Source organism: bacterium (assembly GCA_026129405.1).
Classification (GTDB): domain Bacteria; phylum Desulfobacterota; class Binatia; order DP-6; family DP-6; genus JAHCID01.
Map to the genome: position 1 here is coordinate 606623 of JAHCID010000002.1, position 23990 is coordinate 630612.

Genomic DNA, 23990 nt, shown 5'->3' on the forward strand with positions numbered 1-23990 from the left:
GTCCGCTCCTCGAGCCCGCAGCGCCGGTCTCGGCGCCGCGCTTCCCAGCTTCGCCGCGCGCGTGTTAGCGCGGGCGCGTGGAGCAGACGGCGATCTTCGGGCCCTTCCTCGCGACGATGCTGCTGACGCTCGTCGTGTGGACGTACATGTACGCGCGCCGCATCCCGTTCCTCACCCGCAGCGGCATCCCTCCCGACCAGGTGACGCCGCTCGAGCTGGCGCGGCTTTCGCCGCCGGCGGTCGCGAACCCGTCCGACAACCTGAAGAACCTCTTCGAGATGCCGGTCCTGTTCTATGCGCTCGCGCTCTACCTCTTCGCGACGCAGCAGGTGGACGTGGTCTACGTCGTCGCCGGCTGGCTGTTCGCCGGCTTCCGCGTGCTCCACAGCGCGGTGCACTGCACCTTCAACAAGGTGCTCCTGCGCTTCTGGCTCTACGCCGCGTCCGCGCTGGCGCTCTGGTTCATCCTGCTGCGCGCGACGCTCGGCTGGCTCGGGCAGGCGCCGTGAGGCCGCCGCCTCGGGGCCCGATGGTCTCCGCCTCAGCTCGCGAGCTTCGAGAGCAGGCGGCAGGCGCGGCCGAGCGCCCGCGACGCCTTCTTGTGGTAGCTGCCGACGGTGACCACCGTCGCCGGCCGGGTGGGACGCCGCACCTTGCCGCCGAGGCGGCGGAGGCGCCGCACCTTGGCCGTCGCGAGCACACCGCCCTGTGCGGCGCGCTCGGTCGCGGCGAGCATCTGCGCGCGCAGCGCGTCCACCTGCTCCAGGTCCGCGAGCGCCGACGGCAGGCAGGTCCGCCGATGCGTCCAGGCGTTCGCGGCGCGGTCCGCCGCCGCGCAGGCGGCGTCGCGCGCGAGCAGGTCGTCGCGCGTCGACGACCACTTGCTGACGCCGCCGACGAGCGGCTCGGCGGTGAGGCCGAGCGCGAGCGAGAACGCGCGCCGCAGCGGCGCCTGGGGCAGGTAGAGTGCGCCGTCCGGCCCGGTGCTCATCGCGCCGAGCGACTCCTCGAGGCCGTCCGCGAACCAGCGGGCGCGGCCGGTCAGCCGGTCGACGTGCGCGATGCCGGTCCGCACCGGCAGCGACAGCGTGCCGACCTGACGGCCGACGCCGGTCTGGATCAGGAGGCCGTTCGCGCCGACGCCGGCGAGCAGCAGGTTGAGGCCGCGATAGTCGGCGAGATCGGGCGGCACGTCGTAGAGATCGAGCTCGGCGGTCCAGCCGCGCCGGCCCGACGTGCCGTCGTCGAACACCTGGAAGATGCCGCTGGCCGACGAGGCGAACACCTCGCGCCCGTTCGAGGTGGTCGCGACGGAGCCGAAGATCTGCGCGTCGAGCTGCACCGTCCAGGCATCGCTGCAGTCGGCGGCGTCGAGCGCGATGAGCGCGCCGGCGTCGTCGCCGAGGTAGACGCGGCGGCCGTCCTGGCCGAGCGACGGCGTCGACGCCGAGCCGCCGGGGAAGTTGCGGTGGCAGATCTCCTGGAGCGTCCAGGCGGTGCCGTCGTGGACCACGTCGAAGCGATAGACGGCGCCCAGCTCGGAGACGCCGTCGACCGTGCCGTCTTCCGCGTCGCGGGCGCTGGCCGCGATCCACAGCCGGTTCGTGCGCGGGTCGACGGAGAGGTTGTTCGCGACCTCGCTGTTGCCGCCGAGCAGCACCTCGATGAGGCCGACGACGCTGAAGCCCGGCGGATACGCGATCAGCGGCTGGAGCAGGGTGTCGACCGTGGCGGCGAGCGCGGGCGGGACGTTCGAGCTGCGCGGCGGCGTGCGCTCGCCGGGCAGCTGGAGCGGCGGGACCACCGGCGAGCCGGTTCGGCGGTCGAGCAGGAAGACCCAGCCGTCGCGGGTCAGGCCGACGATGGCGTCGGCGTTCGGCACCCAGGCGAGGCCGATCGGCCCCTGGTCGGCCGTGGTCGCCGGCGCGAGCCCGGTGGGCGCATCCCACACGAGCGTGCCGTCGGTGCGCACGGCGACGACGCGGTCGTAGCGGTTCACGTAGACGACCTCGTCGCCGCTGTCGGGATCGCGCAGCACCACCGGTACGGCGCCGCCGCCGCGGTCGCCCGGCGCGAGCGGCACGACGAAGCGCCGTGCCCCGCTCGGGTCGAGCGACAGCAGGAGGATCGGCTCGTGGGGCAGCAGCGGCGTCATGTAGAGGTTGCCGGCGCCGTCGAACGCGGGCGTCGTCACCTGGTAGAGGTTCGGCTCGACGCTCCACTCGCGCGCGTACACCGGTGCGTAGGCCAGCTCGACCTCGTCGGTGCTCTCGAGGTCGCCATGCGCGCGCCGGAACCCGGTCCGCGGCAGCAGGGCCGGATGCGAGAACGGCACGCTGCGGCAGTCGTCCGGCTTCCAGGACGTCGGCGGCGGCACGGGGAGGGGCCGGGGCGTGATCGCGTCGGCCGGGGCGGCGAGCGCAGCGGTGGCGGAGGCCAGAAGGCCCACCAGAAGGGCGGCGGCGAGCATGCGGGAACTATAGCCCGCGTCGCCCGTGCGGCTCGTCCCGCGCGGACAATCGCTCGTTCGCCGCGGACAACCGCAGCGCCTCCCCGGCCGCGCACGCCAGGTGCGCACGCCACGTGCGCACCACCCTGGTTCGACGCGGCGCGGATCGGCTAAGAACGGGCCGATGTCGGTCGGCGCCGCGTACCGCGTGATCCTCGCGGAGCTCGCATGCGTGGGACTCGACGCCGCCGGCATCTGCGCCGAGGCCGGCGTCGATCCGCGCGTCCTGCACGACGACGACGCGTCGCTCGGCGGAGCCGAGCTGGCGCGCGTTCTGGCGCGGGCGGAGGACGCGGCCAACGATCCGCTCCTCGGCTTGCACATGGGCGAGCGTGCCCGGGGCCGCGGTGTGCTCTCGTATCTGGCGCGCTCGCAGGCGACGGTGGCCGACGGTCTCGAGGCGTTTCGCCGCTTCGCCGGCGCGCGCTGGGAGAATCCCGACGCCGTGTGCATCGACCCGCGCGGTGCGCGCACGGTCGTCCGCCTGGCGCTGGGGCGCGACCTGCCGCGTCACGCCGCCGAGTACGTCGTGACGCGCACCGTGATCTCGCTCCGCCGCAGCGGCGCCGCCGCGTCCGAGGTCGGCCTGCCGCACCCGCCCGGCGGCGCGACCAAGGAGTACGAGCGCGTGCTCGGCTGCCCCGTGCGCTTCCGGCGACCGGAGACGTCGATCGCCATCCGCACGCGCGACCTCGACCGTCCGCTCCGCGCCGCCAACCCCGACGCCGCGGCCGCGCTCGCCGCCGCTCTGAGCCGTCCCGCCGTCCTTCCGCCGACCTCCGCGAGCGCCCGCCTGGCCGCGGCCGTTCGCGACGCCATCGCGCGCGGCGACCGGGTCGACCGCGAAGCCCTCGCCCGCACGCTGGGCATGAGCGGCAAGACGCTCGCCCGCCGCCTCGCCGCCGAGCAGCGTCACTTCCGTGACGTGGTCGACGAGGTGCGCCGTGCCCAGTCCGAGCAGCTGGTGCGCCAGCGGGGACTCGATCTCGGCGAGGTCGCGTCGCGCGTCGGCTTCGCGGACCTGACGGCGTTCGGGAAGGCGTTCCGGCGGTGGTTCGGCGTGTCGCCGTCGGCGTTCCGCACGCGTGCGCTCGGGTGAGGCGAGCGCCACGCCGCCGCGCTCGGCCGTTGCGGATTTACAGGCGCGCCGCCCGGCGCTACACGGCGGGCGTGTCGCACGGCGCGGGCAGGCCCGGCTCGGGCACGGCGAGGATCGCACGTCGGCGCGCGACGTGCGGGGCGTGGTGAAGAAACGATCGCGTCCGGCGACGTACGGAGCGGGGAGCCGCGTTGCGCGGCTCGTGCTCGGGCTGACGGAGCGGCCGCGCGGCTGGAGCTGGGCAGACGTCGAGCGCGAGCTCGGCGTCGGCGAGCGCACGCTCGCCCGCTACGTGAAGATGCTGCGGGCGGCGCTCGTCGACCGCGACGGCGAGTCGCTCGTCGCGGTGGTCGCGCGCGGCGATCGGCGCTTCCTGCGCCTGCGCGACCAGGGGCAGCCGCCGAGCTCCAACGCCTACCAGGCGCTCAGCTTCTACTTCGCGTCGAGCGTCCTGCAGTTCCTCGACGGGACGATCCTGAAGGACGACATGGCCGCGCTGTGGAGCCGCTTCTACGCGCTGCTGCCGCCCGACGTCCGCCGCCGGCTCGGGCACCTCGAGCACAAGTTCTACACCGTACCCTACCTGGTGAAGGACTACGCGGGCTGCGACGAGGTCATCGGCGAGGTCCTCAAGTGTCTCGTCGACCAGCGCACCATGCGCGTCGAGTACGCGAGCCCGTGGCGCGACGACGAGGACGCCGCCACGCCGCATCTCGTCGACCCGTACACGTTGGCGCTGTACCGCGGCGGGCTCTACGTGCTCGGGCGCAGCCACAAGCACCGTAAGCTCATCTACCTCGCGGTCGAGCGTCTGCGCGCGGTGGAGCGCCTGCCGGCGACGTTCGCCTACCCGCCGGGCTACTCGCCCGAGCGGCACACCGAGGGCACCTTCGGCATCGTCGAGGGACCCGAGACGCGGGTGGAGCTGCTGATCCACAGTCCCGAAGGCGCGGCCCTCCTGAAGGCCCGGCGCATCCACCGCACGCAGCGCTTCGTCGCGCGAGCGGACGGCACGACGCTCCTCACCATGACGGTGCGGGGCACGGCGGAGCTGGCGAACTGGATCCTGAGCCTCGGCCCGCACGTCGAGGTGCTCGCGCCGGCGACGTTGCGTGCGGAGGTCGGCGCCGCGCTCCGTCGCGGTGCGGCGCGCTACCGGGCCCGGCGCTGACGGCTCGCGCCGGGCCGGGCGGGGCGCCCCGCAGGGCGCCCGGCGACCGCGGCGTTACATCTTCTTCTCGGCCTTCTTCCAGTCCTTCTTGAGCACCGAGAAGACCGACTCCTTCGGCTGCTTCTTGCAGGCCTCGACCAGCTCGGCGACCGGACGATCGAGCTCGGCCTCGCCGACCTCCTCCTCCTCGACCTTGCCGTTGCGCGAGTAGCCCTCGATGAACCAGGCCACCGCCGCCTGACGCTGCTCGCTCAGGACGAGGAAGTCCTCGCACACGATCTTCGTCGCCGCGATCGACTTGTCGCGCGCGGCCAGGTCGCCGATGGCGGTGTCGTCGCCGATTGCGAGGGCGCTGCTCGCGGCGAGGCCGCTCAGCAGCAGGGCCGCGCCGACCCAGGTCGTCTTCCGCATGCTCTCTCCTCCTTCACTCGGGCGGGACTCCGTGTCCCGCCGCGGGAAGGTGGGATGTCGCACGTGAGGGACCCCGCGTCGAGACCGGCGGCCGGACGTCCGCAGGGCGGAGCGATCAGCCGAGGTCGAGGTCCGTGCTCGTGAGGAGCTCGTGCACCTCCAGCACGTTCGGCCCTGCGAACATCTCCTTCGGCGGTCGGCTCGAGTGCGCCTCGGCGAAGGCGGGGCTCTGCGTCCAGGCGACGAAGTCCTCGAACGTCCGCCACCACGTCTTCACCTCGTAGAAGCCCTGCGCGTCCGGGTCGTCGATCCAGCCGCCCTGCTCGTGGCCGAAGCGCACCGGCTTCGGCCGATGCACCTCGTTGCGCACGAAGCCCGGGGCCTGGTCGACCAGGTGGACCCGCTTGCGGAAGCGATCCTCGAAGTCGATCTCGTGCCCCTTCGCCACCGGGATGCGGTTCGTCACGACCACCATGGGGCCGCCTTCTACACGAATCCGGATGGTCCTCGGCAAGCGCGGCCCGAACCGCGCAGGTGCGCGGGGCGAATCCTGGAAAATCGCCGTGCTGGCGCAAACTCTAACTTGACTCCGCAGCCACCCGGCCGCTACCCGTGGAGGCTCGACCCCCGGTGGGCGGCGCCCACGCCGAAGGAGCGTAGATGGGTTACCTCGACTACCTGCAGCACGGGAAGAAGATGTTCCGCAAGAAGGGCGAGCTTCCCGTGTACCTGGTGCAGTTCATCACCGACGCCTGCAACGCGAAGTGCAAGCACTGCCTGCTGGCGGACGGCGCCCACCCGGGGTGGGAAGAGCCGTCGATGACGTACCGCAAGCAGGAGCTGTCGCTCGAGGAGCTCGAGAAGATCACCGCCAGCTACGGCAAGGGCAGCCTGATGTTCCTCTTGCCGACGGGGGGCGAGCCGTTCCTGCGCAAGGACATCGGCGAGATCGTCAAGATTTGGCACAAGAACACCGGGGTGCGGAACGTCGGCATCCCGTCGAACGGCTCGACCACGGCGCGCACGGTGGCGATCGTGAAGGACCTGGTGGAGAGCTGCCCGGACCTCGACCTGCACATCGACATCTCGCTCGACGGGGTGGGCGAGCTGCACGACGAGATCCGCGTCTTCCCGGGCCTCTTCAAGCGCTCGATCGAGACCTACAAGGCGCTGCGCGAGCTCGAGAAGCACTACAAGAACTTCTCGGTGCAGGTGGAGACGACGGTCTCCAAGCACAACGAGGACGTGCTGATCGAGAACTACGAGTGGTTCCGCACGCACCTCGACGTCGACACGGTCTTCACGCTGCTCACGCGCGGGTCGCCGAAGGAGCCGCTGGCGAAGTTCTTCGACGTCGAGAAGTACCAGGCGTACGCGGACCACATGGAGCGGGAGTACAAGTCGGGGTCACTGAGCGGCTACGACCACTTCCCGTTCGCGGACTTCATCAACGCGAAGCGGATCGTGCGGCACAATCTGATTGCGAAGATCGCGCGCGAGAACACGTACCAGATTCCGTGCTACGCCGGGAACCTCGGCGGGGCGCTGTTCGCGAACGGCGACGTGTATCCGTGCGAGCTGCTGATCGACCGCAAGCTCGGGAACGTGCGCGAGGCGGACTACGACTTCAAGCGGATCTGGTTCAGCCCCGCGGCGGACGCGACGCGGAAGTTCATCCGCGAGTCGAAGTGCTTCTGCACGTACGAGTGCTTCCTCACGGTGAACATCCTGTTCAACCCGCTGATGATGCCGGCGGTGCTGAAGGAGTGGTCGAGCCTCAAGATGCGCAAGATGTGGCGCGCGCTGACGGGGCAGAAGGCCGAGCCGCGCGCCGAGCTGGCGGGCTGCGGCGCCACCAACGGGCACGCCAACGGCCACGCCAACGGCGCCGCGAAGCCCGCGATCCCCGCCCCCGCCGCGACGGCCGCGAAGCCGGCCCGCGATCCGCAGCGGGCCGCCAACGCCTGATCCCGGCGCGCGCCGCGCATGGCCGACCCGTCGCCGCCCGCTTCCGCGTCCGGCGACGCCGGCCGGCGCGGCCACGTCGAGATCACCTACTGCACGCAGTGTCGCTGGCTGCTGCGCGCGGCCTGGCTGGCGCAGGAGCTGCTGACCACGTTCGACGCGGAGCTGGCCGCGGTGACGTTGCGCCCGGGCCGCGGCGGCGTCTTCGAGGTGCGCCTCGACGGCGAGCTCGTCTGGTCGCGGGCCGACGCGGGTCGCTTCCCCGAGCCGAAGGACGTGAAGCAGCGCGTCCGCGACCGCATCGCGCCCGGGCGCGACCTCGGCCACAGCGAGCGCTGACCTGCCTTGCGCCCCAGGCGCCGTGCGTTTAATCCCAACCCATGGCGACGAAGGCCGAGCGGCATCGATGGGAGCAGGAGCGGGCGAAGCCGGACAAGCCGAAGCAGCCGAAGCGCAAGCGGCGCGACATGCCGGTCGACACCGCGAAGCCGGGCGTCAGCGCCAGCGATCGCAAGGTGGGCGCCGGCAGCACCGCGGCGCGCAACCGCTCCACGCATGCCGCCAAGAAAGCGACCTACGCGCTCGAGGACTCGGCCACGGGCCGCCCGTCGCGGAAGTCGTCGCGGCGCGCGAAGAACCGCGCCAAGCCGAACAGCAACCTCACCCGCCAGCGACAGCGCGAGGTCCGCTCGCCCGAGGCGCGCGCGACCCAGGCGGCCGCTCGCAAGCGCTGACGGCGCGCCCTCGATGACCGAGGACCGGACCGGGAGCGACGTCGTCGCGCTCAGCCGCTGGCGTGCGCTCGTCGCGCGCTCGCGCCAGCCGCGCAAGCGGCTCGAGGCGCTGCTCGGCGATGCGTCCGCCGCAGCGATCGTGCCGCAGCTCGGCGTCGAGGAGCTGTACTACCTCGTGCGCAGCGTGGGGCCCGAGGACGCGCTCGATCTGCTGCGTCTGGCCACGCCGGAGCAGATCCGCGGCTGCCTCGACTTCGACGTCTGGGATCGCGACCGGGTTCGCCCGGCGCGCGCGCTCGCCTGGCTGCACGTCCTCGACGAGCTCGATCCGGTGCGGCTCGCCGCCGCCGTGCGCGGGCTCGACGACGAGCTCGTCGCGCTGACGATCGCGCGCTACGCCGTCGTCCACGACCGCACGCTCGACGAAGCGCCCGACCCGCATCTGCGGCACCCCGTGTGGCCGAGCCCCGACGGCACGTTTCTCGTCGAGCTCGTCACCTCGCACGCCGAGGCGGCGCGCACGCTCGAGCGCGTGCTCGAGCGGCTCTACAAGGGCGATCCCGACCTCGCGCGCCGCGTCCTCCAGGACGCGAAGTGGGGCGTCGACGCCGAGATGGAGGAGGACGCCTTCCGCTGGCGCTCGGGCCGCATGGCCGACCTCGGCTTCGTCGACTACCACCAGGCGCTCGAGGTCTACCGTTGGATCGACCCCAGCCGCGTTCGCGTCGAGGGCGCGCCGCCGGCGGCGGAGGCGGTGGAGAGCGGCGAGCCCGAGGCGCTGCCGCTGCCCCTCGGCGAGCCCCTGGGCGAGGACTCGTTCCTCGGACGCGTGCTCGCGGGCATCGACGATCCGAAGCTCCTCGGACCGCTCGCGCAGATGCTCGTCGCGCTGGTGAACCGCGTCCTCGCCGCCGATCGCGTCGATCCGGCCGACGTCGAGACGGTGCGTGCGGTCGCCGCCCGCGCCCGCGACACGCTCTCGCTCGGCCTCGAGTACCTCGCCGGCGGCGAGCTCGGCCGCGCCCGCGGCGTGCTGGCGAGCGCGCCGCTCCTGCTGATCTTCCGCGTCGGCCATGCGCTCACCGCGGCGCTCCAGCGCCGCGCGCAGCCGCTCCACCGCGAGGGCATGGGCTTCGACGAGCCCGACCTCGACGCCCTCGTCGAGACCCGCCCGCTCTTCCCCGGCGGGCTCGACGATCCGCCCATGGCCGGGCCGCGCCCGTTCCGCAGCCTCACCGACGTGCGCCGCGTGGAGGCGTGGCTGGACGAGCTCGAGCGCCGTCCGGCGGGCGCCTGACGCCGCCGCCGTCCGCCGCCCTCACGGTCGCGCGGCGGCGTGAGGGGGCCGGCGCGGCCTACTGCTCCGGCTCGCCCCAGGGATTCTGCGGCACGTCGTTCCACGGCGCCGTGAACGCCTGGAGCTTCGACTCGAAGGTCTTCGGTCGACCTTTGGCGTCGAAGGTGACGATCCAGAAGTAGTCGTAGTTGTCGTCGGGCCAGGTCGTCGGGACGAGCTCGCCCATGCCGTCGGGCAGGCGGTCGAGCTCGAGCAGCTGGCGCCAGGTGACACGCTCGCCGGGGTACTCGGCCTCGAGCTTCGCGTCCGCGATGTGCTCGTGCTCCCAGCAGACGATCACCGTCTTGCCGCGATAGGCACGGCTGCGCATGAGGTGGCGGTGGGCCTCCTGCGTGCGACGGTTGAGGTCCACGTCGTCGAGCGTGCCGGCCTGCGTCGCCGGGACCACGCTGAAGCTCGTCTGCGGCAGGCTCCACGATTCGGCGACCGGCGAGATCAGCTCGATCGTGTGCAACGTGATGCTGAGGATCCCGCCGGCCGCTCGCGCGGCCGGAAGAGCGACATGGCGGCGCCCTGGCCGAGGAACTGGTGGACCAGGGCCTCGGCCCGCAGCTGTCCCACGGCCGACGGCGCGAAGCCGCCGTTCTTCTCGCCATGACGCAGCAGGATCACGCGGCGTGGCGCCGCGACGGCGCTGCCGGCGAGGCCGACGACGAGAGCCACGGCGACCGCGAGGCGGAGGCGCATGGCCGGAATGTCGGCAGGAGACGGCGGGTGCTTGGGCGAGCCCTACGAGGCGTAGCCCAGGGCGCGCAGCTGCTCGCGCAGGGTCGGGTCGACGTCCGGGACCTCGTCGTCGGCCGGCGGGCCGCCGCTCTCCCAGTAGGCGTCGGCGGCCGCGCGCAGCGCCCGCGCCGTATCGGGCCGGCTCGGGGCGAGGTCGTCGCGTTCCCCCGGGTCGGCGACGAGGTCGTAGAGGCGGTCGGGCTCGGTGTTGCTGCGGGTGGTCATGAGCTTGTGGGGACCGGCGCGGACGGCCAGGTGCTCGCCGCAGCCGGTGTGCACGAGCGCCGGCGCGGTGCCGCCGGGAATGTCCAGGCCCGGCAGGGGCGGACCGTCGGCGGGCGGGCCGTCGACGCCGGCGAGGGCCCGCAGCGTGGGCGCCACCTGCACGAGCGCGACCGGCGCATCGACGCGTGCCGGCGCGCCGCCCGGCCGGTGGACGAGGAGCGGCACGCGGGCGAGCTCGTCCCAGGGCGCCACCGTGCAGCCGTGTCCCCCGACGCCGTGTTCGAAGAAGGCCTCGCCGTGGTCCGAGGTGATCGCGAGCACCGTACGGTCGTCGAGGCCGGAGGCGGCGAGCGTTTCGCGCAGCCGTCCCACCAGCGCATCGGTGCGGCCGACGAGCGTGTCGTAGTAGGTGCGCAGCGCGCGCACGCGCTCCGGCTGCGTCGCGATGTCGTCGAAGTCGAGACGGCCGGGAGCGACGAAGGGGCAGCGGTCGTGCGGCTCGTAGGTGTGGATGAAGAGGAAGAACGGATCGGCGGCGTACTCGCGGATCCAGGCGGTCGCCCAGTGGAACACCGCGTCGCCGTCGAAGCGGGCCGGGACGCACTGGCCGGGATGGGCGGTCGGAACCGGATACGCGACGAAGCGATCGAAGCCGCTGGCGAAGCCGACCCCGGGACGCAGGCCCATCTTCGGCGACATCCAGCCGCCGCCCGTGAAGGCCGCGGTGACGAAGCCGGCGTCGCGGAAGGACTCCGCCAGCGACGCGACCGGGCCGACCGCCTCGGTGAGCGGCCGCTTCAAGTCGGCCCGCGCGCGATCGAGGATCGTCGCGTGCCGTCCCCAGAGGAGCGCCGTGTGCGACGGGAGCGTCCACGTCGACGGCGCATAGGCGTGCGCGAACACCGTCGACGCGGCGCCGAGCGCGTCGAGCTGCGGCGTGAGGCTCGGCCGCCCGTCGGGGCGCGGCCCGACGTGATCCGTGCGCAGGGTGTCGAGCGAGACCAGGATCACGGACGGCCTGGCGGCGGGGACGCGCGGCAGCAGCAGCGGCTCGGCCCACACCAGGCGCCGCCCGTCCGGGACGGGCTCGCCCTGCGGCGTCGCCCGCAGCGTGATCGTGGCGTCGCTGAGCTCGCCGGCCGCGAGCTCGAGGCGCCGGTCGTTCCAGCGCTGCGGCGTGGCCTCGAGCGTCTCGTCGAGCAGCGTCGTGCTCGTGTCGTCGGCCCGCGTCAGCACGACCTCGGCCCGCCACGCGGCCGGGGCGCCCGTCGGCTCGACGCCGAGGCCGAGCGCCAGCACGCTCGCGTGCGGCACGGCGGCGAAGCGGAAGCTCTGCGTCGCGACGGCGGGGTCGAGCACGGGGCGTGTCTCGATGCCGAGGGCGACGCTGAGCTGCTGCCGCCCATCCGCGAAGGCGCCGAGCCGCTCGGGCGTCGTGCCGATCGCGATCAGCGGCGGCGGGGGCGGCGGGGGCGGCGACGCGCACGCCGCGACGAACAGGAGCAGGACGAGCAACGACACCGCACCGAGTGTAGTCGAAGCGGCACACGGGAGCACGCTTGAGCCGTCGCCCCTCCGCGCTGCATCCTGCCGCCGATGCGACGCCCCGAGCGGAGCCCCGTATGACCCGCGCCGCCGCCGGCCCCGCACCTGCCGTCGCAGACGCCTTGCGCCTCCTCGACGTCGATACACTGCTGCTCGCCGTCCCCGACCGCTGCTTCCCCAGCCGGCCCGACGAGGACACCGGGGTCGGCACGAGCGGCTCGCACGGTGCGGCCGACTTCCTCGCCCGGGTCCGCCGTCTCGGCTTCACCGGCATCCAGCTCGGCCCGCAGGGCGAGACCTCGGACGTGAACGCGTCGCCCTACGACGGCACGCTCTTCTCGCGCAGCCGCATGGGCGTCGCGCCGGGGTGGCTGGTCGCCGTGGGGTTGCTGGAGCCGCAGGTCGTGGACGCCCTCGTCGCACAGCGGCCGCGGGCGGCGCCGGATCGCCTCGCCTATGCCTACGCCCGGCGTGCGCACGGCGCCGCCCTCGACCTCGCCTGGGCCGCGCTCGGCGCGCGGGCCGCCGCCGGCGACGCGCGCGCACGGGCGGTGCACGCCGAGGTCGACGCCTTCGCCCGCACGCATGCGAGCTGGCTCGAGCGCGACGCGCTCTACGAAGCCCTCCAGGCGGCGCACGCCGGTGCCTCGTGGCGCGCCTGGCCCGACGCCGAGCGCGACCTCTGGCTCGACCTGCCGGAGGCGGCCGCGCACCGGGCCGTCCTGCGCCGCACCCACGCGGCGACCGTCGCCCGCTGGGCCTTCGGCCAATGGGCCGCGGCGGCGCAGCACGCGGCCCTGCGCGTCCGGCTCGCCGAGCTCGGGATGCGGGTGTGGGGCGACATGCAGGTCGGTCCGTCGGAGCACGACGCCTGGGCCTATCGCGCCCTGTTCCTCTCCGGCTACGCGCTCGGTGCGCCGCCGAGCCGCACGACCCCCGAGGGACAGCCGTGGGGCTATCCCGTCCTCGATCCGGGACGGCCCGAGGCCGTCGCCGCCTTCGTCGCGGCGCGTGCCGAGCGTATGTTCGCCGACTACGACGGCGTCCGCATCGACCATCCGCAGGGTCTCGTCTGCCCGTGGGTCTATCGCCCCGACGCCGGCGACGTGCACGCCGCCGTGCGCGCCGGCGCGCGGCTGCGCGACGCGCCCGATCTGCCCGACCATCCGTCGCTCGCGCGCTTCGCGATCGCTCGGCGCGAGCAGCTGACGCGGGATCCGGCGGTGCCGCGCTGGGCCGACGACTGGGTCACGGAGCTCGAGCCCGCGCAGGTCGAGCGCTACGCCTGGCTCGCCCTCGAGCTCACCGCAGCGGCGCACCGCCACGGCCGCGGTGCCGACGCGCTCGCCTGCGAGGTGCTGAGCACCTGTCCCTATCCGCTGCGGCGGGTGCTCGAGCGGCTCGGGCTCGGGCGCTTCCGTGTGACCCAGAAGGCGCGCCTCGACGATCCCACCGACGTGTATCGCGCCGAGCACGCCGCGCCCGCCGATTGGGTGATGGTCGGCACGCACGACACCCCGCCCATCTGGCGGCGCGCCCCGCAGTGGACCGACGTTCGCGAACGCGCCGCCTATCTCGCCTGGCGGCTGGCGCCCGATCCGGGCGCGCAGGCGGCGCTCGCGGCGGACCTCGCCGCGCATCCGACCCGGCTCGTGAGCGCGCACTTCGCCGACCTCTTCGCGAGCCGCGCGCAGCACGTGCTCGTCTTCTTCGCCGACGCGTTCGGGCTCGCCGAGGTCTACAACACGCCGGGGACCACGGCGGCGGAGAACTGGTCGCTGCGCCTGCCGTCGGACTGGGCGGCGCGCCTGCGCCGGCGGCTCGGCGACGACGCGGCCCTGAACCTTCCCGCCAGCCTCGCGCTGGCGGTGCGCGCGCGGCACCCGGCCGCGACCGCGCTCGCGGCCGCGCTCGACGTCGAGGCGGCGGCGTGGCGCGCGGGTGCATTCTGAGGATTCCGTCGGGTGTGAATGCTGCTAGGGTGCCGGTGCCGATGGGGTTCGAACCGACCCGATCGGGTGCCGCCGCCTCCGCCGCCGCGCCGGTGCCGGACGCGGGCCCCGCGCCGCCGTCCCGCGTCGTCATCGCCGACGTCCAGCCGCAGGTCGATGGCGGGCGCCATGCGGTGTCGCGTGTCGTCGGCGAGCCGGTCGACGTGGTGGCGACGATCGTCGCGGAGGGCCACGACCTGCTCGCGGCGCGGCTTCTCTATCGCCCGGCCGGCGCGCCCACGTGGCGCAGCGTCGCGTTCGCGCCGGAGCGCGACGACCGCTGGGTCGGCCGCTTCGTGCCCGACGCCCTCGGACGCTGGGAGTACGACGTCGAGGCGTGGATCGATCGCTTCGCGACCTGGCGGCGCGGGCTCGCCCGCAAGGCGGAGGCGGGGCAGGGCGTCGACGTCGAGCTGCGCGAGGGGGTGGCGCTGCTGCGCGCGGCCGCGGCGCACGCCGAGGGCGCCGACGCCGGCTGGCTCACGGCCCAGGCCGGCGCCCTGCGGCGGCAGCGAGCGCGGCCTGCGCCGAGGCGGCGCTGTCGCCGGCGCTGGCCGCGACCATGGCACGGCATCCCGACCGCGCCGGCGCGGCCGCGCTCGGCGTCGCGCTGCCGCTCGTGGTCGAGCCGCCCCTCGCCGCGTTCGGCGCCTGGTACGAGTGCTTCCCGCGCGGGGCGTCGCCGGAGCCGGGGCGGCACGGCACGCTCCGCGACCTCGCTGCCCGCCTGCCGTACGTCGCCGAGATGGGCTTCGACGTCGTCTATCTGCCGCCGATCCACCCGATCGGGCTCCGCCACCGCAAGGGCCGCAACAACACGCTGGTCGCCGGGGCCGACGATCCCGGCAGCCCGTGGGCCATCGGCAGCCCGGCCGGCGGCCACACCGCCGTCCATCTCGAGCTGGGCACGCTCGACGACTTCGACGCGCTGGTCGCGCGCGCGAAGGAGCTCGGGCTGGAGATCGCGCTCGACCTCGCGTTCCAGTGCGCGCCCGACCATCCCTGGGTCGCGGAGCGCCCCGAGTGGTTCCGCCACCGCCCCGACGGCACCATCCAGTACGCCGAGAACCCGCCCAAGAAGTACCAGGACATCGTCCCGTTCGACTTCGAGGGGACGGCGTGGACGACGCTGTGGGCGGCGCTGCGCGACGTCGTGCTCTTCTGGATCTCGCGCGGCGTCACCGTGTTCCGCGTCGACAACCCGCACACCAAGCCGTTCGCGTTCTGGGAGTGGCTGATCGCGGCGGTGCGCGAGCGGCATCCCGAGACGATCTTCCTCTCCGAGGCGTTCACGCGCCCGGCGGTCATGCGCCATCTCGCGAAGGTCGGCTTCTCGCAGTCGTACACCTACTTCACGTGGCGCAACACGCGCGCCGAGCTGGTCGCGTATCTCACCGAGCTGACGCAGACGCCGGTGCGCGAGTACATGCGGCCGAACCTGTTCGCGAACACCCCCGACATCCTGCACGAGTACCTCCAGACCGGCGGGCGCGGCGCGCACGCGATCCGCCTCGTGCTCGCAGCCACGCTCGCGGGCAGCTTCGGCATCTACGGGCCGCCGTTCGAGCTGGCCGAGGCGCGCGCGCTGCCCGGCACCGAGGAGTACCAGGACTCGGAGAAGTTCGAGCTGCGGCACTGGGACCTCGCGGCGTCGCACAGCCTGCGGCCGCTGGTCACGCTGGTGAACCGCATCCGGCGCGAGAATCCGGCCTTCCGGCACCTGCGCGGGCTGCGCTTCGTGCCCACCGACAACGACGCGCTCCTCGCCTACGTGCGGGCGACGCCCGACGGGTCGAATCAGGTGATCGTCGTGGTGACGCTCGACCCGCACCATCCGCAGTCCGGCTGGCTCGACCTGCCGCTCGCCGGGCTCGGCATCGCCGGCGACCGCACCTATCAGGTGGAGGACCTGCTGGGCGGTGGGCGCTATCTGTGGCAGGGCGGACGCAACTTCGTCGCGCTCGATCCGCGCGGGCTGCCGGCGCACGTCTTCCGCGTCCACCAGCACGTGCGCACCGAGCGCGACTTCGACTACTGGCTCTGAGACCGCGTCGCGCATGCCGTCCACCTCCCGCCGCCCTGCACCGCGGAAGCGCCCGGCCCCTTCGGCCGCCGATCCGCTCTGGTACAAAGACGCGGTCATCTACGAGCTGCGCGTCGGCGCCTTCCAGGACAGCGACGCCGACGGCATCGGCGACTTCCGCGGTCTCACCACACGGCTCGACTACCTGCGCGACCTCGGCGTCACGGCGCTGTGGCTGCTGCCGTTCTACCCGTCGCCGCTGCGCGACGACGGCTACGACATCGCCGACTACACCTCGGTGCACCCCGATTTCGGTACGCTCGAGGACTTCAAGATCTTCCTGCGCGAGGCGCACCGGCGCGGCCTGCGCGTGGTCACCGAGCTGGTCATCAACCACACGTCGGACCAGCACGCCTGGTTCCAGCGCGCGCGGCACGCGCCGCCGGGGAGCGCGCACCGTGACTTCTACGTGTGGAGCGACACGCCCGAGCGCTGGCAGGACGCGCGCGTCATCTTCAAGGACTTCGAGCCCTCGAACTGGACCTGGGACCCGGTCGCGAAGGCCTACTACTGGCATCGCTTCTACGCGCACCAGCCCGATCTCAACTTCGACAGTCCCGCGGTGCGTCGCGCCGTGCTCGTCGCGCTCGATTTCTGGCTCGACCTGGGCGTCGACGGCATGCGGCTCGACGCGATTCCGTACCTCGTCGAGCGCGAGGGGACGAACTGCGAGAACCTGCCCGAGACGCACGCGGTCCTGCGCGACCTGCGCCGCCACGTCGACCGCAAGTACGGCGGCCGCATGCTGCTCGCCGAGGCGAACCAGTGGCCCGAGGACGCCGTCGCCTACTTCGGCGCCGGCGACGAATGTCACATGTGCTTCCACTTCCCGGTCATGCCGCGGCTCTTCATGAGCCTGCACATGGAGGACCGCTTCCCGATCATCGACATCCTCCAGCAGACGCCCGCGATCCCGGATACGTGCCAGTGGGCGCTCTTCCTGCGCAACCACGACGAGCTGACGCTCGAGATGGTGACCGACGAGGAGCGCGACTACATGTACCGCGTCTACGCGTTCGACGCGCGCGCCCGCATCAACCTCGGCATCCGGCGCCGCCTCGCGCCGCTCCTCGGCAACGACCGCAAGCGCATGGAGCTGATGAACGCGCTGCTCTTCTCGCTACCGGGGACGCCCGTCCTCTACTACGGCGACGAGATCGGCATGGGCGACAACATCTACCTCGGCGACCGCAACGGCGTGCGGACGCCGATGCAGTGGAGCGCCGACCGCAACGCGGGCTTCTCGCGCGCCAACCCGCAGAAGCTGCACCTGCCGATCATCATCGATCCCGCCTACCACTACGAGAGCGTCAACGTGGAGGCGCAGCAGGAGAACCTGCACTCGCTCCTCCTGTGGATGCGGCGCCTCATCGGCCTGCGCCGGCGGCACCAGGCGTTCAGCCGCGGCACGATCGAGTTCCTCCAGCCGAGCAACCCGCGCGTGCTCGTCCTGCTGCGGCAGTTCGAGGGTGAGACGATCCTCGTGGTCGCGAACCTGTCGCGCTTCGTGCAGTACGTCGAGCTCGATCTCGCGAAGTACGCCGGCGCGGTGCCGATCGAGCTGTTCGGCCAGCATGCGTTCCCACGCATCGGCGAGCTGCCGTATCTCCTGACGCTCGGGCCGCACGCGTTCTACTGGTTCGGGCTGGTGCCCGACACGCGGCCGGCCGCCGTGGCCGCGCCGGGCGGCCCGCCGCGGCCGGCGATCCACGTGAGCGGCGACTGGACGGCGCTGCTGCGGGGCGAGGAGCGTCCGGCGCTCGAGGCGGCGCTCGCGATGGTGCTGCCGTCGCAGCGCTGGTACGGCGCGAAGAGCAGCGGCGTGAAGGCGGTCGCGCTCGTCGACGCGATCCCGGTGCCGAACGGCGACGTGGGCACCTGGATCGTCGTCGCCCGGGTGACGCCCGTGCAGGGCGACCCGGCGCTCTATGCGCTGCCGCTCGTCTTCGCCACCGGCGATCGCGCCGCCAAGCTGCGCCACGACCGGCCCGCGCGGGTGCTCGTCGACCTCGAGGTCGACGCCGGCGGCGAGCGGAGCGCGGGCGTGTGCGTCGACGCCGCCGACGATCCCGCCGTCGACCGCCTGCTGCTCGATCTGATCGCGCGCCGGCGCAAGCTGCAGGGGCAGGTGGGGAGGCTCGTGGGCTCGACCACGCGCCAGTTCGGGGCGTTGCGCGGCGATCCCGCGACGCTGCCGCCGCCCACCGCGCTCGGTGCGGAGCAGAGCAACACCTCGGTGCGCTTCGGCGACCGGCTCATGCTGAAGCTGTTCCGCCGCTTGTCGGACGGCAGCAACCCGGAGCTCGAGGTGGGTCGCTACCTCACGGAGCAGGCGCGGTTCCCGAACGTCGCGCCGCTCGCCGGCGCCATCGAGTATCGTCGGCCCAAGGGCGAGCCGATCACGCTGGCCGTGGTGCAGGGCTGGGTGCCGAACGAGGGCGATCTCTGGAAGTCCACCCTCGATCAGGTCGAGCACTTCCTCGAGACGGCGCTGCTGCGGGCCGAGGCGGCCGAGGCGGTGCCCGTGCCTGCGGCGGGCACCGTCGCGCTCGCCGACGAGGATCCGCCGGCGCTCGTGATGGAGCTGCTCGGCGCCTACCTCGAGGTGGCGCGCGCGCTCGGCTTCCGCCTGGCGGCGCTCCATCAGGCGCTCGGCCGCAGGACCGACGACCCGGCCTTCGCGCCCGAGCCGTACGGCCTGCTCTACCAGCGCAGCCTCTACCAGTCGCTGCGCAACCTCGTCGGGCAGGTGTTCCGCAAGCTGGGCGACCGCCTGGCGACGCTGCCGCCGGCGGCGGCCGAGGCGGCGGGACGGCTGCTCGCGACGGACGGGAAGGTGCTCGAGATCTGCCGCGGCATCGTCGGCCGCGGTCTGGGCGGCCAGCGCATCCGCTGCCACGGCGACCTCCACCTGGGCCAGGTGCTGCGCTCGGGCACCGACTTCGTCTTCATCGACTTCGAGGGCGAGCCGGCGCGACCGCTGGGCGAACGCCGGCTGAAGCGCTCGCCGCTCCGCGACGTCGCCGGGATGCTGCGCTCGTTCGACTACGCGGTCCACGGCGCCCTCGACAGCCTGCGGACCCGGGGCATCCTGAAGCCCGGCGACGTTCCCCGCCTGGAGCGCTGGGGCGCCTTCTGGTCGCGCTGGGTGAGCTCGGCCTTCCTGCGCGCCTACCTGCACGACATGGGCGCCTCGCCGCTCCTGCCGCGCACCCGCGACGACCGGCGTCTCCTCCTCGACGTCCTGACGATGGAGAAGGTCGTCTACGAGCTGGGCTACGAGCTCGACAACCGGCCGGGGTGGGTCGGCATCCCGCTGCGCGGCGTCCTCGACCTGCTCGACCAGGCCGGGTGACCGTCTGGGCCCCGCGGCGGGTCGATCGGCCGTCTCAGGCTCGACAGCCGCATCCGCCCCGACTAGGGTCCCGCGCCGCGCATGCGCCCCGCCCCCGGTCGGTCCACCAAGCTGTTCTATGGCCTCGGCGCCGTCGCCTTCGGGGTCAAGGACAACGGGTTCTCGTTCTTCCTGCTGCTCTACTACAACCAGGTGCTCGGGTTGCCCGAGGCCTGGGTCGGCCTCGCCCTCATGCTGGCGCTGGTGGCCGACGCGCTGAGCGACCCCGTGGTCGGCCACTGGTCCGACCACCTGCACTCGCGCTGGGGCCGCCGCCACCCGTTCATGTACGCCTCCGCGCTGCCGATCGCGGTGTCCTACGTGCTCCTGTGGAACCCGCCGCCGGGGCTGTCGCACGAGGGGCTGTTCGTCTGGCTGCTGGTGCTCGCGATCGTCGTGCGCACCTGCCTCACGTTCTACGAGGTGCCGAGCACGGCGCTCGCGGCCGAGCTGACGCAGCGCTACGACGAGCGCACGCAGGTCCTCGGCCTGCGGTTCTTCTTCGGCTGGTGGGGCGGCCTCACGATGGCGATCGTCGCCTACGCCGTCTACCTGCAGCCCGACGCGCAGCATCCCATCGGCCAGCTCAACCCCGACGGCTATCGCGGGTACGGCGTGGTCGCGGCGATCGTCATGCTGGCCGCGATCCTCCTCTCGTCCATCGGCACCCACGGGTACATCCCGCACCTGAAGTCGCCGCCGCCGGCGCGCGCGCTCGGGCTGCGCGGGTGGCTCGCGGAGCTGCGCGAGTCGCTGCACAACCGCAACTTCCTCGTCCTCTTCGGGGCGAACGTGTTCGCCGCGATGGCGGGCGGGCTCAGCGCCGCCCTCAACATCTACTTCAACACCTATTTCTGGCGCCTGACCTCGGACCAGATCACGGTGCTGGCGCTGGGCAACTTCGTCTCGGCGGCGATCGCGCTGGCGCTGGCGCCGCGCGTGTCGTCGCGGTTCGGCAAGAAGCCCGCGGCGATCCGCATCTCGCTCGCCGCGATCGTGGTGGGGCCGCTGCCGATCGCGCTCCGCCTCTTCGGGCTGCTGCCGCCCGATCCGTCGGCGCTGCTGCTCCTCCTGCTGCTCCTGTTCAACACGATCATCGTCACCTTGATCATCATGTCGAGCATCGTGACGGCGTCGATGATCGCGGACATCGTCGAGGAGAGCGAGCTCTCCACCGGACGCCGCTCCGAGGGCCTCTTCTTCGCGGCCAACACGTTCGTGCAGAAGACGGTGTCGGGCATCGGCATCTTCGTTTCGACGCTCCTGCTGCGCGCGATCGGCTTCCCGGCCGACGCCAAGCCGGATGCGGTCGATCCCGTGATCGTCGAGCGGCTCGGGATCATCTTCGCCCCCACCCTGGTCGTGCTCTACGGGTGCGCGCTCGCGTTCCTCTCCCGCTACCGGATCAGCCGGGCGGGGCACGAGGAGAACCTGCGGCGCCTCGCCGCCCGCGGCTCCTAAGGCCGGCGGCAGGCCGCCTCCGGTAGCGCGGCGAGCGGCTGAAGAGCGCTCCCTCGGCGTGGGCGCGTGCGCCGCCGGCAGGCCGGGTCCCGTCTCGCCGCAGCCCCGCGGGCGTTCCCTGCGACGGAACGCCGTGCCGTCGCAATCCAGAAATTACAAGGCGATCCGGTCGGGCGCCGCACGCCGGGACCTTGCGCCTGGGGGGTTTTGGGCCCTGGCCGGCGGCACGCGCGTTGCTCCGTCCGGCCGGCATGAAAGCAGCCACGATCATCGGCGTCCTTCTCATCGTCCTCGGGATCGCGGGCCTCGTCGTGCGGGGCATCAGCTGGGAGACCGAGAAGACCATCGTCGACCTCGGCCCGATCGAGGCCAAGAAGGAGGAGCGGCACAGCCTGCCGATCCCGCCCATCGCGGGTGCGCTCGCGCTCGCGGGCGGCGTGGCGCTGGTCCTCGTCGGCAGCCGCTCGCGCTGAGCAGAGGCGACGCGACGGCGTCGCCGCGTCGAGCGCGGCGGACCGTCGTGCATCGCCGCTCTGCGGTTGCGTCGCATGCGCGTTCCGCCTAAGGCGACACGATGACGAGGTCGCGTCCGGCTCTGGCCCTCACCGCTGCACTCACCGCCGTGGTGCTCGGGGCCTGTACGCCGGTCGCGCCGCCGCCCCCGGGACCCGCGGGGGTGGCCCGGATCGCCGTCGACACGCCGGTGAACCAGACCGGACAGGAGCTGGTGATCGACGACCGCGGACTCCTCTCCGGCCTTCTCGGCGAGAAGCGCTCGACGCTCCCCGACATCCTCGCCGGCGACCTCCGCAAGGCGCTGGCGCGGCGCGGGTTCACGGTCGTCACCGGCGCGAGCGGCAGCGCGCCGGCGCTGCGCGTCGACCTGAAGCGCTGGGAGCCGTACACCGCGGACTACTCGACGGTCACGGTCGACCTCACCGCGTCGCTCGTCGACGGCGGCGACGGTCGCACGCTGTGGACGATCACGCGCACCGGCTGGCAGGTGCCCACCGACCAGCCGCGCTCCAGCCTCGAGGCGTCGCTCTCGGCGTCGCAGTTCGTGGCCCAGACGCTGGTCGAGAACTGGCAGCCGGCCGGGGCCACCGCCAGCGCCCGCTGACCCGAAGGGCCTCACGAGCCCGGCTCGCCGCGGGCGAGGCCGGCGGGGGTGAACGTCTCCGCCGGCACTGCGGCGTTGAAGCGGACGTCGGTCACGTCGATGCGCGTGGTGCGCCGCGGGGCGCGGGCCTCGATCTCCAGCGTCTCGATCCAGGGCACGGCGCCCTCGTCGCGGATGCGCGTCATGCGGATGCGTCGGTCGGGCAGCGTGCCCGTGCCGACGAGGTGGATCTCGCGCACGATCGCGTCGTGGGCGCCGATCCAGACGACGATGCGGCGATAGCGGACGTCGGGCGACTTCGGCGCCAGCTCGATCGCCCACGCGGCCTCGAGGTCGATGTTCTCCCGGCCGCGCAACGTGGCGTCCGCGTCGGCCGGCGTCCAGCTCCACATGCGGGCGAGCAGGTCGAGGTCGCGAAACGTGAGCGGGGTGCCGGCGACCGCCGCGTCGAGCGTCTCACCGGCGACGGCCTCGGCGGGGCCGCGTGCCGGATCGAAGCGCCAGGCCTCGCTCGGGCGTGCGCCGTGGGCGTGCAGCAGCAGCGCGTGCCCGGCCAGCGCCGCCGGCTCGCGAACGAAGGCGGCGGTCTCCTCGTCGTCGCCGTTGCGCCGCTGGAAGAGTGCGATGCGCGTCGGTGCCGGGGGCGCTTCCGCGGTGTCCGTCGTGGACAGCGTCAGCACCGCCTGCCGCGCGCTCCAGCGTCGGGGGCCGCGGGCGAGGCTCCTGGCGTTCTCGAGAATGGCCCAGGGGTCTTCGTCGGCCGCCCGGAGCGGGACCGCGCCGAGCGCGCCGGCGAGCAGGACGACGAGGGTGAGGAAGCGGTTGCGCGGCATGGTGAGGCACCGCCCTCGCGCATCCGCCTCCTCCAGGCAAGCACGCGCGGCCGCGTTGCACGCCGATTCACGGCCGCAGTAGAGGCGAGAGGCCGCCCGTCGCGGCGAAGGAGCACCCATGAACCCCTGGCTCGACGACCCCGGCCGTATCTTCATCGACCCCCGCGCCTACGCGCGGCCGGCGGCGTGGCACGAGGCCGCCGCGCGGCTGCGGCGCGAGAGCCCGATCCCCCGGGTCGAGTCCGAGGAGTACGCCCCGTTCTGGGCGCTCACCCGGCACGCCGACATCGTCGACGTCGAGCGCCAGCACGACCGCTTCTGGAACACCACCGACTCGGTGCTGCGCACGCGCGGCGCACTCGAGCGGGCGCAGGCCGTGGGTGCCGAGCTGAAGACGCTGATCCACATGGACGGCGCCGAGCACCGCGCCTATCGCCGCATCACCAACGACCGCTTCAAGCCGGCGAGCCTGCGCGAATCGCTGGAGGGCGCCGTGACGGACCTCGCCCGGCGCTACGTCGACCGCATGGCGCAGCTCGGCGAGCGCTGCGACTTCGCCGCCGACGTCGCCCTCTACTACCCGCTGCACGTCATCATGAGCCTCCTCGGCGTGCCGGAGTCGGACGAGCCGCGCATGCTCCAGCTCACCCAGAAGCTGTTCGGCGCGGAGGATCCGGAGTTCGGCGGCCCCGACCGCGAGGCGACGATGCTCGCGACCCTCATGGACTTCGCCGCCTACTTCAACGCCATGACCGCGGCGCGCCGCGCCCAGCCGACGGAGGACATCGCCAGCACGATCGCCAACGCCACCATCGACGGCGCGCCCCTCGGCGACCTCCAGACCATCAGCTACTACGTCATCATCGCCACCGCCGGGCACGATACGACGTCGAGCTCCCTGGCGGGCGGCCTCATCGCACTACTCGAGCACCCCGACCAGCTGCGCGCGCTCCGCGACGACCCGTCGCTGGTCCCGAACGCCGTCGACGAGATGATCCGCTGGGTGACGCCCGTCCGTCACTTCATGCGCTACGCGCAGGAGGAGGCGGTCGTGGGCGGGCGTCGCATCGCCAGGGGCGACGCGCTCCTGCTCTCGTATCTCTCGGGCAACCGCGACGAGGCGGTGTTCGCGGATCCGATGCGCTTCGACGTGCGCCGGCCGAACGCCGCGGATCACGTCGCGTTCGGGCTCGGCGTCCACTTCTGCCTCGGCGCGCACCTCGCCCGCATGGAGCTGCGCGCGTTCCTCACGGAGCTGCTCGCGCGGGTCGAGTCGATCGAGCTCGCGGGCGAGCCGGAGTACACCGAGTCGACGTTCGTCGGCGGCCCGAAGCGCGTTCCGATCCGCTACCGCCTGCGCTGACGC

The 23990-nt window shown here is 73.2% G+C and carries 20 protein-coding genes and 1 pseudogene; 14 read left to right on the forward strand and 7 right to left on the reverse strand.

Annotated features, from left to right (window positions below; translation table 11 throughout):
* The first annotated feature begins 77 nt into the window (after window positions 1-77).
* On the forward strand, window positions 78-509 hold the full coding sequence (locus KIT14_11115) for an MAPEG family protein (GenBank protein MCW5891085.1): 432 nt from the start codon (window positions 78-80) through the stop codon (window positions 507-509).
* Window positions 510-541: 32 nt separating this feature from the next.
* Here KIT14_11115 and KIT14_11120 read toward each other — a convergent pair whose 3' ends face one another.
* On the reverse strand, window positions 542-2470 hold the full coding sequence (locus KIT14_11120) for a PQQ-binding-like beta-propeller repeat protein (GenBank protein MCW5891086.1): 1929 nt from the start codon (window positions 2468-2470) through the stop codon (window positions 542-544).
* Between the two features lie 163 nt (window positions 2471-2633).
* Here KIT14_11120 and KIT14_11125 point away from each other — a divergent pair, with 163 nt between their 5' ends.
* Both KIT14_11125 and KIT14_11130 read left to right on the forward strand, forming a co-directional pair.
* Window positions 2634-3608, forward strand: coding sequence for an AraC family transcriptional regulator ligand-binding domain-containing protein (locus tag KIT14_11125; GenBank protein ID MCW5891087.1), 975 nt, complete (start codon window positions 2634-2636; stop codon window positions 3606-3608).
* Window positions 3609-3810: 202 nt separating this feature from the next.
* Window positions 3811-4779, forward strand: a complete 969-nt coding sequence (locus tag KIT14_11130; protein ID MCW5891088.1) for a WYL domain-containing protein — start codon at window positions 3811-3813, stop codon at window positions 4777-4779.
* 54 nt (window positions 4780-4833) lie between these two features.
* Here KIT14_11130 and KIT14_11135 read toward each other — a convergent pair whose 3' ends face one another.
* Both KIT14_11135 and KIT14_11140 read right to left on the reverse strand, forming a co-directional pair.
* Complete coding sequence (locus KIT14_11135; GenBank protein MCW5891089.1) at window positions 4834-5190, reverse strand: hypothetical protein; 357 nt, start codon at window positions 5188-5190, stop codon at window positions 4834-4836.
* A gap of 115 nt (window positions 5191-5305) precedes the next feature.
* Complete coding sequence (locus KIT14_11140; GenBank protein ID MCW5891090.1) at window positions 5306-5665, reverse strand: antibiotic biosynthesis monooxygenase; 360 nt, start codon at window positions 5663-5665, stop codon at window positions 5306-5308.
* A gap of 185 nt (window positions 5666-5850) precedes the next feature.
* Here KIT14_11140 and KIT14_11145 point away from each other — a divergent pair, with 185 nt between their 5' ends.
* The 4 genes from KIT14_11145 to KIT14_11160 are packed head-to-tail and all read left to right on the forward strand — an operon-like array spanning window position 5851 to window position 9186.
* The gene (locus KIT14_11145) at window positions 5851-7158 is read left to right on the forward strand and encodes a radical SAM protein (GenBank protein ID MCW5891091.1); all 1308 of its coding nucleotides are present in this window, start codon (window positions 5851-5853) and stop codon (window positions 7156-7158) included.
* A gap of 18 nt (window positions 7159-7176) precedes the next feature.
* Window positions 7177-7494, forward strand: a complete 318-nt coding sequence (locus KIT14_11150) for a SelT/SelW/SelH family protein (GenBank protein ID MCW5891092.1) — start codon at window positions 7177-7179, stop codon at window positions 7492-7494.
* 41 nt (window positions 7495-7535) lie between these two features.
* Window positions 7536-7889, forward strand: coding sequence for a hypothetical protein (locus tag KIT14_11155; GenBank protein MCW5891093.1), 354 nt, complete (start codon window positions 7536-7538; stop codon window positions 7887-7889).
* 13 nt (window positions 7890-7902) lie between these two features.
* On the forward strand, window positions 7903-9186 hold the full coding sequence (locus KIT14_11160) for a hypothetical protein (protein MCW5891094.1): 1284 nt from the start codon (window positions 7903-7905) through the stop codon (window positions 9184-9186).
* 58 nt (window positions 9187-9244) lie between these two features.
* Here KIT14_11160 and KIT14_11165 read toward each other — a convergent pair whose 3' ends face one another.
* Genes KIT14_11165 through KIT14_11175 form a run of 3 tightly spaced genes read right to left on the reverse strand, consistent with a single transcriptional unit; the run spans window position 9245 to window position 11718 of the window.
* On the reverse strand, window positions 9245-9700 hold the full coding sequence (locus KIT14_11165) for a hypothetical protein (protein ID MCW5891095.1): 456 nt from the start codon (window positions 9698-9700) through the stop codon (window positions 9245-9247).
* Window positions 9682-9933 (reverse strand): hypothetical protein, encoded by a 252-nt coding sequence (locus KIT14_11170; GenBank protein MCW5891096.1) that lies wholly within the window; start codon window positions 9931-9933, stop codon window positions 9682-9684. The genes KIT14_11165 and KIT14_11170 overlap by 19 nt, the downstream gene beginning before the upstream one ends.
* A 42-nt stretch (window positions 9934-9975) precedes the next feature.
* Window positions 9976-11718 (reverse strand): sulfatase, encoded by a 1743-nt coding sequence (locus tag KIT14_11175; protein MCW5891097.1) that lies wholly within the window; start codon window positions 11716-11718, stop codon window positions 9976-9978.
* Window positions 11719-11819: 101 nt separating this feature from the next.
* Between KIT14_11175 and KIT14_11180 the strand changes: the two genes are divergently transcribed.
* The 6 genes and pseudogenes from KIT14_11180 (at window position 11820) to KIT14_11205 (ending at window position 21791) form a co-directional block, all read left to right on the forward strand.
* Complete coding sequence (locus tag KIT14_11180) at window positions 11820-13694, forward strand: 4-alpha-glucanotransferase (protein MCW5891098.1); 1875 nt, start codon at window positions 11820-11822, stop codon at window positions 13692-13694.
* A 41-nt stretch (window positions 13695-13735) separates the two neighbouring features.
* Window positions 13736-15777, forward strand: a pseudogene (locus KIT14_11185) (alpha-1,4-glucan--maltose-1-phosphate maltosyltransferase).
* A 13-nt stretch (window positions 15778-15790) separates the two neighbouring features.
* A complete protein-coding gene (gene treS / locus KIT14_11190; GenBank protein ID MCW5891099.1) occupies window positions 15791-19171 on the forward strand; it encodes a maltose alpha-D-glucosyltransferase in 3381 nt (1126 codons plus the stop codon).
* Between the two features lie 81 nt (window positions 19172-19252).
* A complete protein-coding gene (locus KIT14_11195; protein MCW5891100.1) occupies window positions 19253-20671 on the forward strand; it encodes an MFS transporter in 1419 nt (472 codons plus the stop codon).
* A 251-nt stretch (window positions 20672-20922) separates the two neighbouring features.
* On the forward strand, window positions 20923-21144 hold the full coding sequence (locus tag KIT14_11200) for a DUF3185 domain-containing protein (GenBank protein MCW5891101.1): 222 nt from the start codon (window positions 20923-20925) through the stop codon (window positions 21142-21144).
* 101 nt (window positions 21145-21245) lie between these two features.
* The gene (locus KIT14_11205) at window positions 21246-21791 is read left to right on the forward strand and encodes a hypothetical protein (GenBank protein MCW5891102.1); all 546 of its coding nucleotides are present in this window, start codon (window positions 21246-21248) and stop codon (window positions 21789-21791) included.
* Window positions 21792-21802: 11 nt separating this feature from the next.
* Here the strand turns inward: KIT14_11205 and KIT14_11210 are convergent, their stop codons facing one another.
* A complete protein-coding gene (locus KIT14_11210; protein ID MCW5891103.1) occupies window positions 21803-22624 on the reverse strand; it encodes an outer membrane lipoprotein-sorting protein in 822 nt (273 codons plus the stop codon).
* Window positions 22625-22742: 118 nt separating this feature from the next.
* On the opposite strand from KIT14_11210, the gene KIT14_11215 reads away from it, so the two are divergent.
* The gene (locus tag KIT14_11215) at window positions 22743-23987 is read left to right on the forward strand and encodes a cytochrome P450 (GenBank protein ID MCW5891104.1); all 1245 of its coding nucleotides are present in this window, start codon (window positions 22743-22745) and stop codon (window positions 23985-23987) included.
* Window positions 23988-23990: the final 3 nt, after the last annotated feature.